Source organism: Roseovarius sp. (assembly GCF_040223625.1).
Lineage (GTDB): Bacteria > Pseudomonadota > Alphaproteobacteria > Rhodobacterales > Rhodobacteraceae > Roseovarius.
The window spans coordinates 37,464-49,139 of the sequence record NZ_JAVKFX010000026.1; the positions used below are offsets into that span (position 1 = coordinate 37,464).

Consider the following 11,676-nt stretch of genomic DNA (forward strand, 5'->3'; position numbering starts at 1 on the left):
CATGCTGCGCGACACGAAGCTGGCCGAATCCACCACCCTTCCGGGCCTCCTGCGCCACTGGGCGCAGACCCAGCCCGACCGGCTGGCCTTCCGCGAAAAAGACCTCGGGGTGTGGCAGCGCTTCACCTACCGCGACTACTACGAACACGCCAAGGATTTCGCCTACGGCCTGCTGGCGCTTGGCGTGGAGCCCGGCGACTTCCTCGCGGTGGCCAGCGAGAATACCCCGGAATGGATGTTCAGCGACCTCGCCATTCAGGCCCTCGGCGGGGCCTGCATCGGCATCTACCCCACCAACCCCTGGCCGGAACTGCGCTACATCCTCGAACATTCCCGCTCGCGCATCGTCGTCTGCGGCGACCAGGAGCAGACCGACAAGGTCTTCGACGCGATCCGGCACGAGGGCGAGCTGCCCCATCTCGAAAAGATCATCTGCGTCGACATGAAGGGGCTCAAGCACTACCCGCGCGACATGCTGATGAGCTTCGAGGAGGTGTCGGAGCTCGGCCGCTCGAAGCGCGCCGAATTCGGCGACCGCTTCGAACGCTCCATCGACGCGCTCACCCCCGACGACCCGGCGATCATCGTCTACACCTCCGGCACGACCGGAAAGCCCAAGGGCGCGATGCTCTCCCATCACGGGCTGATCTGGGGTGCGCTGCGGCTCTCCGAACGGCACCGGATCGACGAAACCAACTGGGAGGTGCTCTGCTACCTCCCCCTCTGCCACGTCGCCGAACGCCTCTGCTCGACCGTCATGCAGCTCGTCAACGGCTCCACCGTGAACTTCGCCGAATCCATCGACGCGGTCGGCCAGAACCTGCGCGAGATCGCCCCCTCCGGCTTCCTCGGCGTGCCGCGCATCTGGGAAAAGCTGCAATACGCCGTGATCGTGCGCCTCAAGGACGCCACGCCGCTGCAACAGAAGGTGGTCGCCCGCGCGCTCGACCTCGGCCGCCCCATCGCTCGGCGGCGGCTCGACAATGGCGGCCGCTTCGCCTCGCTGCGCGACCGGCTGGTCTATGCGCTGCTCTGGCTCATCTGCTTCCGCCCGCTGCAGAAAAGCATGGGGCTCAACCGCGCACGCACCATGCTCTGCGGCGGGGCGTCGATCTCTCCCGAGGTGCTGGAATACTTCTGGGCCATCGGCCTCAGGGTCTACCAGGTCTACGGCATGACCGAGCTGTCGGGCATCTCGCACAGCCAGTACCCCGGCCACACCGCCCTGGGCGACTCCGGCCCGCCGCTCGAGACCTACGACCAGAAGATCGCCGAGGATGGCGAGATCCTCGTCCGCTCGCCCGCGGTCTTCCCCGGCTACCTGCGCAACGAGGAGGCGACGGCCGCAGCAGTGGTCGACGGCTGGATGCATACCGGCGACGTGGGCGTGATCGGCCCCGACGGCTCGATCCGCATCACCGACCGCAAGAAGGACCTGATCATCACCTCGGGCGGCAAGAACATCACGCCTTCGCTCATCGAGAACCGGATGAAGGACTCGATCTATATCCGCGAGGCCGTGCTGATCGGCGAGCGCCGCAACTACCTGACCGCGCTGATCCAGGTCGATTACGAAACCGTCGGCAAATGGGCGCAGGAAAAGGGGCTCGCCTACACCACCTACAAAAGCCTCTCCAGCCTGCCCGAGGTGCGCGCCCTGATCGAAACGGAAATCGAGAAGGTGAACCGCGAATTCAGCCGGGTGGAAAACGTCCGCCGCTTCGACCTCCTGACCAAGGAGCTCGACCACGACGACGGCGAGGTCACGGCGACCATGAAGGTCCGCCGCGCGGTCGTGGAAACCAAGTTCAAAGACCAGATCGACGCCATGTACGCCGCCTGAGGAGACCAGAATGGACCTGTTTCTCAACCTAGTCGCCTCCGGCCTCGTGATCGGGTCGATCTATGGCATCATCGCCATCGCCTTCGCGATCATCTTCAAGACCACCGGCGTGCTCAACTTCGCCCAGGGCGAGGTGATGATGCTGGTGGCCTATACCAGCTGGAGCCTCGCCACCTCCCTCACCCTGCCGTTCTGGGTGCTGGTGCCGGTCACCATCCTTGCCGCGGCGCTGATCGGCGTGGTGATCGAATTCATCTTCATCCGGCCCATGTCGGGCCAGCCGGTGTTCTCGATCGTGATGGTCACCATCGGGCTCGCCATCTCCCTGCGCAGCCTGATCGTCATGATCTGGGGACCGGATGCGGCGCCCTTCGACGCCTCGGTCGAGGGCGGGCTGATCGAGATCGGGCCGGTCGTGCTCTTCTCCGAACAGCTCTTCGCGCTCCTGCTCTTCTGCGCGGTCAGCGCGGCGGTCTATCTCTTCTTCCGGTTCACCCGCATCGGCATCGCCATGCGCGCCACCGCGATGGACGAGACATCGGCCTTGCTGATGGGCGTCGACGTGCGCCGCATCTCGTCGCTCGCCTGGGCCATCGCGGCGGTGGTCTCCGGCCTCGCCGGCGTCGCCTTCGCCGTGATGTTCGCCCGCGCCCCCGACATGTGGTTCCAGGGGCTGCAATCCTTCCCGGCGGCCATCCTCGGCGGGCTCGACTCGCCGCTTGGCTCGGGCGCGGGCGGCCTGATCATCGGCGTCATCGCCGCCCTGTCCGAAGGCTATATCGGCCACGGCCTGAAAGAGATCTCGGGCTTCATCGTGATCATCATCGTGCTGATGATCCGGCCCTACGGCCTCTTCGGTGAAAAAGAACTGGAGCGCGTCTGATGCGGACCCGTCATTTCGTCGAAACCTACGAGAAACACGTCTCGCTCAGCCACAACCCGGTCACGTGGTCCTGGGCCCTCCTGCTGGTGCTGGCGCTTGCCCTGCTGCCGATGATAGCCAGCAGCTACGTCCTCTCGCTCGCCACCACCGTGGGCATCGCGGCGATCGGGGCGATCGGGCTCAACATCCTGACCGGCTCCACCGGGCTGATCTCGTTGGGGCAGGCGGGCTTTCTCGCCTCGGGCTGCTACACCACCGGGCTGCTCATCGCCGATTACAACTGGCCGCCCGAGCTGGCCCTGCTGATGGCCGGCGTGGTGCCCGCCCTGCTTAGCCTGCTGGTGGGCGTGCCCTCGCTGCGCCTCAAGGGGCTCTACCTCGCGATCACTACCATGGCGTTTTCCTTCATCGTCACCCATTTCCTGCTCTATGCCGAGGGCATCACCCACGGCCCCTACGGCGTGCGCGTCGAGGACCTGAATTTCTTCGGGCTCGACCTCGCCACCACCACCGGCCTCTACGCGCTGGTCCTGATCACGGCGATCCTGGTGACGCTGATGGCGCTCAACATCCTGCGCACCCGCGTCGGCCGCGCCTTCACCGCCATCCGCGACCACGACATCGCCGCCCGCGTCATGGGCATCAGCCTCGTGCGCTACAAGCTGGTGGCCTTCATGGTCTCCTCCTTCTTCGTCGGCATCGCCGGCGGGCTGATGGCCTTCCAGTTCCGCTTCATCAACGTCGACATCTTCAACGTGCTCCTGTCGATCGAGGCGCTGGCGATGATCATCGTCGGCGGGCTCGGCTCGGTCGCCGGGGCAATCATGGGCGCGGTCTTCATCGTGCTCCTGCCTGAGGCCACGCGCGAGGCGCTCGACCTGCTGCCGACCGGCGTCAACAACATGCTCTCGACCTACATCTACGAGATCCGCGGCCTGCTCACCGGCCTCACCATCATCATCATGCTGCGCATCAAGCCGCAGGGCCTCGTCGGGCTCTGGCGCGACGTGCAGCGATACTGGACCCAGTGGCCCCTTTCCAAATGACAACAAAGCCAATGGCCACGGGCTGACAACGAACAGAGGAGGACCAACCATGAGACTACTGAAGACGAAAGCCCTCGGGCTCGCGGCACTGCTCGCATCCGCAACGCTCGTCACGGCGCAGGAGGAGGGCGTCACCGACGACGAGATCGTGATCGGCAACGTGCTGCCCATGACAAGCTCGGCCGCGCTGGTCGGACGCGCCGCGCATTTCGGATCGGTCATCGCCGCGCGCGAGGCCAACGCCAACGGCGGCGTCAACGGCCGCCAGATCACCATCCGCACCGAGGATGACGGCTACGTGCCGGCCCGCACGGTGCAGGGCCTGCGCAAGCTGATGGACGAGGGGCTCTTCGGCCTCATCGGCACCGGCGCCGGGGCCGGTACGGCCGCGATCCTGCCCATCCTCGAGGAGGAGAGCATTCCCGCCATCGTCTCCTTCTCGCCGCTGCAGGCGGCGGTGGACCCGATCAAGCCTTCGGTCTTCATGCTGGGCGCGTCCTACCAGGACCTGCTCTATGCCCAGTTGAAGTACATCCACGACAATGACAGCCCCGAAAACCCTAAATACGGCGTGATCCGGCAGGATGACGATTTCGGCAACCAGGTCGAGGAGGCGTTCCACCGCGCGGTGGACAAGTTCGGCGCCGACACAGCCGAACCGATCCGCTACAAGCGCGGCCAGAAGGATTTCGGCGCCGAGATCCTGCGCACCCGCTCCGACGGGGTGAACGTGCTGATCGCCGGTGGCGTCACAACCGAGATCCCGGCGATGCTGAAAGAGGCCAGCAAGTTCAAGCTCGACCTCAAGATCGCCACCGTGCCCACCTCGACCCTGCCGCCGATCATGCAGCTCTCGGCACCCTTCGGCTACGACTACTACAGCGGCGACTACATCTCGCCGCGCGGCTCGGAAGGCAGCCAGCATTTCGAGGACATGGCCGTGGCCCACCTGAACGAGGAAGAGCAGGGCGCACTCAACCGCTACGCCATCACCGGCTATATCGCGACGTCGATCATGATCGAGGCGATCCGGCGCTGCGGCGACGAACCGACCCGCGCCTGCGCCGTCGAACAGATGGAATCGGGCGAGCCGTTCGACACCCACGGCATCACCCTGCCGCTCGATTTCGCACCCGACAGGCACATCTCGGCCACCGCCGTGCGCGTGCTGAAGGTCGATCCCGAGGCCGGCTCGCTCACGCCCGTCACCGACTTTACCGAGTACTGACACCCGCGCGGCGGGCCGGCCCACCGGCCCCCCGCTTCCCAGAATTCCCGGAGTATCCCCGCCATGGGCCACGACACCCCGCCCTTCAAACGCATCCTGATCGCCAACCGGGGCGAGATTGCCTGCCGGGTGATCGACACCTGCCGCAGGCTCGGGGTCGAGACGGTCGCGGTGCACCACCTCTCCGAGCGCGACGCCCGCTTCGTCCGGCTGGCCGACACCAGCGCCGAGATCACCGGCGACACCCCCGTCGCCGCCTATCTCGACGCCGACCAGATTATCGCCACGGCCAGGGAAACCGGCGCCGAGGCGATCCACCCGGGCTACGGCTTCCTGTCCGAGAACAGCAACTTCGCCCGCGCGGTCGAGGCCGCGGGCCTCGTCTTCATCGGCCCCGCCCCCGACACGATCGACCTGATGGGCGACAAGATCCGCTCCCGCCAGTTCGCCGAAAAGAACGGCGTCCCCGTCGCCCCCTCGGTCACCGGCGGCGAGGATATCGACGCCTTCGTCGAGAAGGCCGCGAGCATCGGCTTCCCGCTGCTCATCAAGGCCTCCGCCGGCGGCGGCGGCAAGGGCATGAGCATCGTCGAGGGCCAGCAAGACCTGCTCACCCGCGCCCGCACCGCCCGCTCAGAGGCCGAGCGATATTTCGGCGACCCGACCATCTATGCCGAGCGCTACATCGAACGCCCCCGCCATATCGAGGTGCAGGTGCTGGGCGACGGCACCGGCAAGGTCCTGCACCTCTACGAGCGCGAATGCTCGGTCCAGCGCCGCTTCCAGAAGATCATCGAGGAAGCCCCCGCCGGCCATCTCGACCCCGCCCTGCGCGACGAAATCTGCGCCGCCGCCGTCCGCCTGTCCGAGGCCGTGTACTACCGCAACGCCGGCACGGTCGAATTCATCCTCGCCCCCGATGGCACCTTCTACTTCCTGGAAATGAACACCCGCCTGCAGGTGGAACATCCCGTCACCGAAATGGTCACCGGGCTCGACCTCGTGGCATTGCAGCTCGACATCGCCGCCGGGCGCGGGCTTTCCCTCGACCAGTCGGAGATAACGCTGACCGGCCACGCCCTCGAATGCCGCGTCTGCGCCGAGGTGCCGGAACAGGATTTCATGCCGGCCACCGGCCGCATCCTCCATCTCGACCCGCCCGCGGGCGACAACATCCGCTTCGAGAACGGGTTGCGCGAGGGCACCGACGTGACCCTCGATTTCGACTCCATGCTCGCCAAGCTCGTCGTCGCCGCCGCCGACCGCCCCGCCGCCATCGACGCGGCGAAACAGGCGCTCGAGCGCACGGTTCTGCTGGGGGTCGAGACCAACCTCAACTACCTCGCCCGCATCCTCTCGCACCCGGCCTTTCGCGACGACCCGCTGCATACCGGCTTCGTGGCCGAGCACGAGGCCGCGCTGGCCGAACCCGACCTCTCCCCGCACGAGGCCGCCCGCGTGCTGATGGCTGCCGCCCTCACCTTCCGCGAATTCCGCACGCTCGCCTTCGACGCCCCCGAACCCTACGCCTCGATCGGCGGCTGGAGGAACTGATGAAACTGAAACTCCGCCTCAACGGCACGCCGCACGAGATGGACATCGCCGCCCTCAAGCCCGATCTCGAGCTTCGCATCGACGGCCGCAGCCATGCCCTGCGCGAAACCGGTGGCATCGGCGCCCTGCGCCGCGCCCGGATCGACGGCGAGGACATCGCCTATCACCAGGCCCGCAGCGGCAACCGCGCCTTCCTGCATCTCGGCGGCCGCAACTGGATCGTCGAATTCGTCGACCCGCGCGATGCCGCCCGCGAAAAGGTGCAGGGCAGCGGCGACATCCGCGCCCCCATGCCCGGCGTCGTCGTCAGCGTCGAGAAACAGCCCGGCGACCCCGTCACCGCCGGCGACACGATCCTGACCATCGAAAGCATGAAGCTGCAGACCAACCTGACGGCCGAGCGCGACGGCGTGCTGGCCGAGATCCTGAAATCCGAAGGCGACGTCTTCGAGAAGGGCGCCATCGTGGCCCGGCTGCAAGAGGAGGAGGATAGCGATGCGTAGGATCACCTCCGCGATCAACACCGCCAGCGCCGAGTTCAAGACCCGCGCCGCCTGCAACCGCGCCCGCGTCGCGGAATTCCGCGAAATGCAGCGCGCCGCTCGCGACGACCGCCCCGAGCGCGACATCCGCCGGCTCGAGAAACACGGCAAGATGCGCCCGCGCGAGCGGCTGGAACTGCTGCTCGATCCGGGCACGCCCTTTCTCGAACTGTCCTCGCTCGCCGCCAATACCGAGTATGACGGCGAAAGCCCCGGCGCCAGCATCATCACCGGCCTCGGCATCGTCTCGGGCCGCGAGGTGATCATCCACGCCGACGACAGCTCGGTGAAGGGCGGCGCGTGGTATCCGCTCTCGGTCAAGAAGATCGTCCGCTGCCTCGATATCGCGCTGGAAAACCACCTCCCCGTGATTCACCTCTGCGACAGCGCGGGCGGCTTCCTGCCCCTCCAGAACCAGGTCTTCGCCGACCGCTACATGGCCGGCCGCATCTTCCGCAACCAGTGCCTCCTGTCCAAGGCCGGCATCAAGCAGCTCGCGCTCGTCTTCGGGCAGTGCACCGCCGGCGGCGCCTACGTGCCGGGGCTGTCGGATTACAACGTCATCGTGCGCGGCACCGGCGCGGTCTTCCTTGGCGGCCCGCCCCTCGTCAAGGCCGCCACCGGCGAGGAGGTGACCGCCGAGGAACTGGGCGGCGCCGAGATGCACACCTCCGTCAGCGGCACCTGCGACTACCCGGCCGAGACCGAGGAAGAGGCCATCGCCATCGGCCGCGAGATCGTCCAGCAATGGGAAAAACCGAAGAAGTGGGAGTGCCAGCGCGACGACCCGGTCCCGCCCCATTACGACCCGCAGGACCTCTACGGCATCCTCCCCGACGACATCAAGAAAGGCTTCGACATGCGCGAGGTGATCGCGCGCATCGTCGACGGCAGCCGCTTCCACGAATACCAGCCCGATTACGGCACCACGCTGGTCTGCGGCTTCGCCAATATCTGGGGCTGGAAGGTCGGCGTGCTGGGCAACAACGGCGTCCTCTTCAACGACAGCGCCCTCAAGGGCGCGCATTTCATCGAACTCTGCAACCAGAACAATACGCCGCTGGTCTTCCTGCAGAACATCACCGGCTACATGATCGGCCGCGAATACGAACGCGACGGCATCACCAAGGACGGCGCCAAGATGATCATGGCCATGACCTGCAGCCACGTCCCGAAATTCACCGTCATGTGCAACGGCTCCTTCGGGGCGGGCAATTACGGCATGTGCGGCCGCGCCTTCGACGGGCGCTTCATGTTCGCCTGGCCCAACAGCCAGATCGGCGTCATGGGCGGCGAACAGGCGGCCAACACCCTGGCCGACGTGAAGGCCGCCCAGATGAAGCGCAACGGCGAAGAGGTCGACGACACCGTGCTCGAGGAGCTGCGCGAAACCACCGGCAGGGCCTACATGGAACAGCTCTCGGCCTATTACGCCACCTCGCATCTCTGGGATGACGGCATCATCGACCCGGTCGACACCCGCAACGCGCTCGGCATGGCGATCACCAGCGCGCTCAACGCGCCCCTGGGCACACCCGGCTACGGGGTGCTGCGCCTGTGACCTCCGCCATCGACTTCTATTTCGACTTCGCCTCGCCCTACGCCTATTGCGCGGCCCCCCTGGCCGAGGATATCGCGGCGGCCCACGGCGTGCGGCTGGTCTGGCGCCCGGTGCTGCTCTGGGCCTGCCGCAACCATTTCGGCATGGCGCCGCCGCTGCAGGACGGGCCCAAGGCCGACTACATGCCGCTCGACTTCCAACGCTCCGCGGCCTTTCACGGCCTGCCCTTCGTCATGCCCCCCTCCTTCGCCAAGTCCACCCACGCGGCGGCGCGCCTCTACTACGGCATCGCCGCTCAGGACGAGGCAGAGGCGACCACTTTCGCCCGCCACACCCTCTCCGCGCATTTCGGCCAGGGCGCCGACCTGACCGATCCCGAAACCCTGGCCGACCTCGCCGCGCAAACCGGCCTCTCCCGGTCCGAGGCGGACCACCTGATGACAGCCGACACGTCCAAGGAAGCCCTCCGCCACGCCAACGACGCGGCCATCGCCGCCGGCATCTGGGGCTCGCCCTTCTTCCTCCTCGACGGCGAACCTTTCTTCGGCGCCGACCGTCTGCCACAACTCGACTGGCGCCTGTCACGGCGCGCCGCGCCGGAAAAGGAACCGACATGACCCATCAGGATATCACCGTCGCCATCGAGGGCCCCGTCGCCACCCTCACCGTCAACCGGCCCGACAAGCTCAACGCCATGCGCAACCAATCCGCCGACGAGATGCGCGCGGCGCTGGCCGAACTGGAGGAGAACCCCGCCATCCGCGCCGTGATCGTCACCGGCGCAGGGCGGGCCTTCGGTGCGGGCTACGACCTCTCCACCGTCGACCTCAGCGAGGGCTGCGACCTGCGCTCGGTGCTCGAGGATCACTTCAACCCCCTCATCCGGGCCATCCGCCGCTCGCGCCTGATCGTGATCTCGGCGGTCAATGGCGCCTGCGCCGGGGTCAGCGTGGGGCTCGCCTTCTCCGCCGATATCGTGCTGGCCGCCGAAACCGCCTTCTTCTACGAGCCCTTCGCCGGCATCGCGCTGGTGCCCGATGGCGGCAACACGCTCTTCATCCCGCGCACGGCTGGCCGCACCCGCGCCCTGTCGATGATGCTGCTAGGCGAACGGATCGGCGCGGCACAGGCCCGCGACTGGGGGCTCGTCTGGGCCGTCCACCCGCCCGAGCGCCTGGCCGACGAGGCCCGCGCCACCGCCGACCGCATCGCCGCCCTGCCGCCACTGGCCGCCCAACGCACGAAGCAGCTCGTCAACGCCGCCACCGACGACGCGCTCGACGCCCAACTCGACCTCGAACGCGACTACCAGGCCGAACTGGCCGGCACGCCCGAAATGATCGCCGCCGTCTCGAAATTCGTCGGCAAGTAGGCCCCACCCCAACCGATGGACCACCAATGACACCCGCCAGCGCCCCTCCGCCCGAGATCTACACCCGCCCCGGACACTACGTCGACAGCGACGCGCCCGCCGTTCGCGCCTTCACCGAGGCCGCACTCGAAACCCTGCCCCCCGACGCGACGGATACCGAAAAGGCCATCCGCCTCTTCGACGCCGTCCGCGACGGGCTGCGCTACGATCCCTACACCTACGACCTCACCCCCGACGCCTACCGCGCCAGCGCCATCGCCGCGCAGGACGCCGCCTTCTGCGTGCCCAAGGCGATCCTCCTCGCCGCCTGCCTGCGCGCCGCGGGCCTCCCCGCCGCGCTGGGTTTCGCCGACGTGAAGAACCACCTCAACACGCCCAAGCTGGCCGAGCTGATGCAGACCGACCTCTTCATCTTCCACGGCTACGTGCAGGTCTGGCTCGACGGCCAAAGCTACAAGATCACCCCGGCCTTCAACATGGACCTCTGCGACCGGTTCGGCGTCAAACCCCTCGTCTTCGACGGCACCTCCGACGCGCTCTTCCACGAATACGACGCCGGCAACCGGCGCCACATGGAATACGTGAACGACCGGGGCCTTTACGCCGATTTCCCGGCCGAGGAATTCCTGAGAATGTTCCACGAAACCTACCCCCGCCTCGCCGCGCTCAACGAACGGGGGCGCGACGTGGGCGACGCGGGCTTCGGGCACGACACACCGGAATAGCGCCCGCAGCGCCCGGCTTTGCCTGTCTCCGAATCGTCCGGCCTGTCATAAGACCCTTCCGTGACACGCCCGCACCAATCGGAGGAACCGATGCACCTGAACGACAAGACCGCCATCGTCACCGGCGGCGCCCGGGGCATCGGCGCGGCCATGGCGCGACGCTTCGCGGCCGAGGGGGCGCGCGTCGTCGTGGCCGACCTCGACGGCGCTGCCGCCCGCGCCACCGCCGCCACCTTCGGCGGCATGGGCCTCGCCTGCGACGTCACGAAAGAGTCCGACATCCAGCAGCTCGTCCAAACAACCGAGGCCGAATACGGCCCGGTCGACCTCTTCTGTTCCAATGCCGGGCTGGCGCTTGGCGAACCCACCCACGCCGCCTCGGCCGGCAACGCCGACTGGACCCGCGCCTGGGAAGTGCACGTCATGGCCCATGTCTACGCCGCCCGCGCCCTGCTCCCCGGCATGATCGACCGCGGCTCGGGCTACCTGCTGCAGATGGCCTCCGCCGCGGGCCTCCTGAACCAGATCGGCGACGCCGCCTATTCCGCCACCAAGCACGCCGCCGTCAGCTTCGCCGAATCCCTCGCCATCACCCATGGCCGCGACGGAATCCGCGTCTCCGTCATCTGCCCGCAATACGTAGCCACCCCGTTGCTGGGCTACGACGCGGCGGACGCCGCCGATCATCCCGGCCTGCTCTCCCCCGACGCCGTGGCCGACACCGTGGTCGAGGGCATCGCGCGGGAAAGCTTCCTGATCCTGCCCCACCCCGAGGTCGCCCGCTTCGCCGCCTTCAGGTCCGCCGATCACGACAAGTGGCTCGAGGCGATGCGCACCCTCCGCGCCCGCGTGCTGGACGAGGCCGGCACCGCGGACCTGCGGAAAATGCACACCCTGCTCTGACCGGCCCGGCCCTCGACGC

At 67.5% G+C, this 11,676-nt stretch carries 11 protein-coding genes; all 11 read left to right on the forward strand.

The window, feature by feature from the left end:
* Position 1 precedes the first annotated feature (1 nt).
* The 11 genes from RLN94_RS06855 to RLN94_RS06905 all read left to right on the forward strand — a co-directional run bounded on the left by RLN94_RS06855 (position 2) and on the right by RLN94_RS06905 (position 11,657).
* Positions 2 to 1,843: an AMP-dependent synthetase/ligase gene (locus RLN94_RS06855; RefSeq protein WP_350124416.1), complete on the forward strand. Its 1,842-nt coding sequence runs from the start codon at positions 2 to 4 to the stop codon at positions 1,841 to 1,843.
* A 10-nt stretch (positions 1,844 to 1,853) separates the two neighbouring features.
* Positions 1,854 to 2,726: a branched-chain amino acid ABC transporter permease gene (locus tag RLN94_RS06860; protein WP_350158837.1), complete on the forward strand. Its 873-nt coding sequence runs from the start codon at positions 1,854 to 1,856 to the stop codon at positions 2,724 to 2,726.
* Complete coding sequence (locus RLN94_RS06865) at positions 2,726 to 3,772, forward strand: branched-chain amino acid ABC transporter permease (RefSeq protein WP_350129960.1); 1,047 nt, start codon at positions 2,726 to 2,728, stop codon at positions 3,770 to 3,772. Before RLN94_RS06860 ends, RLN94_RS06865 begins: the two co-directional genes overlap by 1 nt.
* 49 nt (positions 3,773 to 3,821) lie before the next feature.
* Positions 3,822 to 5,000 carry an ABC transporter substrate-binding protein gene (locus RLN94_RS06870; protein ID WP_350129963.1) on the forward strand — a complete coding sequence of 393 codons (1,179 nt, stop codon included), beginning with the start codon at positions 3,822 to 3,824 and terminating at the stop codon, positions 4,998 to 5,000.
* Positions 5,001 to 5,063: 63 nt separating this feature from the next.
* On the forward strand, positions 5,064 to 6,554 hold the full coding sequence (locus tag RLN94_RS06875) for an acetyl-CoA carboxylase biotin carboxylase subunit (RefSeq protein ID WP_350129966.1): 1,491 nt from the start codon (positions 5,064 to 5,066) through the stop codon (positions 6,552 to 6,554).
* Complete coding sequence (locus RLN94_RS06880) at positions 6,554 to 7,057, forward strand: biotin/lipoyl-containing protein (protein ID WP_350129969.1); 504 nt, start codon at positions 6,554 to 6,556, stop codon at positions 7,055 to 7,057. Before RLN94_RS06875 ends, RLN94_RS06880 begins: the two co-directional genes overlap by 1 nt.
* A complete protein-coding gene (locus tag RLN94_RS06885) occupies positions 7,050 to 8,657 on the forward strand; it encodes an acyl-CoA carboxylase subunit beta (protein WP_350129973.1) in 1,608 nt (535 codons plus the stop codon). Before RLN94_RS06880 ends, RLN94_RS06885 begins: the two co-directional genes overlap by 8 nt.
* Positions 8,654 to 9,274: a 2-hydroxychromene-2-carboxylate isomerase gene (locus RLN94_RS06890; RefSeq protein ID WP_350129976.1), complete on the forward strand. Its 621-nt coding sequence runs from the start codon at positions 8,654 to 8,656 to the stop codon at positions 9,272 to 9,274. Before RLN94_RS06885 ends, RLN94_RS06890 begins: the two co-directional genes overlap by 4 nt.
* Entirely contained in the window at positions 9,271 to 10,029 is a 759-nt protein-coding gene (locus RLN94_RS06895; protein ID WP_350129979.1) for an enoyl-CoA hydratase-related protein, read from the forward strand. The genes RLN94_RS06890 and RLN94_RS06895 overlap by 4 nt, the downstream gene beginning before the upstream one ends.
* Before the next feature lie 26 nt (positions 10,030 to 10,055).
* Positions 10,056 to 10,754: a transglutaminase-like domain-containing protein gene (locus RLN94_RS06900; protein ID WP_350129982.1), complete on the forward strand. Its 699-nt coding sequence runs from the start codon at positions 10,056 to 10,058 to the stop codon at positions 10,752 to 10,754.
* Positions 10,755 to 10,844: 90 nt separating this feature from the next.
* Positions 10,845 to 11,657, forward strand: coding sequence for an SDR family oxidoreductase (locus tag RLN94_RS06905; RefSeq protein ID WP_350129985.1), 813 nt, complete (start codon positions 10,845 to 10,847; stop codon positions 11,655 to 11,657).
* Positions 11,658 to 11,676: the final 19 nt, after the last annotated feature.

Coding starts and splice junctions, on each gene's coding strand:
- RLN94_RS06885 (WP_350129973.1), top strand. CDS start 7,050: ATGCGTAGGATCACCTCCGCGATCAACACCGCCAGCGCCGAGTTCAAG.
- RLN94_RS06905 (WP_350129985.1), top strand. CDS start 10,845: ATGCACCTGAACGACAAGACCGCCATCGTCACCGGCGGCGCCCGGGGC.
- RLN94_RS06865 (WP_350129960.1), top strand. CDS start 2,726: ATGCGGACCCGTCATTTCGTCGAAACCTACGAGAAACACGTCTCGCTC.
- RLN94_RS06860 (WP_350158837.1), top strand. CDS start 1,854: ATGGACCTGTTTCTCAACCTAGTCGCCTCCGGCCTCGTGATCGGGTCG.
- RLN94_RS06900 (WP_350129982.1), top strand. CDS start 10,056: ATGACACCCGCCAGCGCCCCTCCGCCCGAGATCTACACCCGCCCCGGA.
- RLN94_RS06870 (WP_350129963.1), top strand. CDS start 3,822: ATGAGACTACTGAAGACGAAAGCCCTCGGGCTCGCGGCACTGCTCGCA.
- RLN94_RS06875 (WP_350129966.1), top strand. CDS start 5,064: ATGGGCCACGACACCCCGCCCTTCAAACGCATCCTGATCGCCAACCGG.
- RLN94_RS06880 (WP_350129969.1), top strand. CDS start 6,554: ATGAAACTGAAACTCCGCCTCAACGGCACGCCGCACGAGATGGACATC.
- RLN94_RS06855 (WP_350124416.1), top strand. CDS start 2: ATGCTGCGCGACACGAAGCTGGCCGAATCCACCACCCTTCCGGGCCTC.
- RLN94_RS06895 (WP_350129979.1), top strand. CDS start 9,271: ATGACCCATCAGGATATCACCGTCGCCATCGAGGGCCCCGTCGCCACC.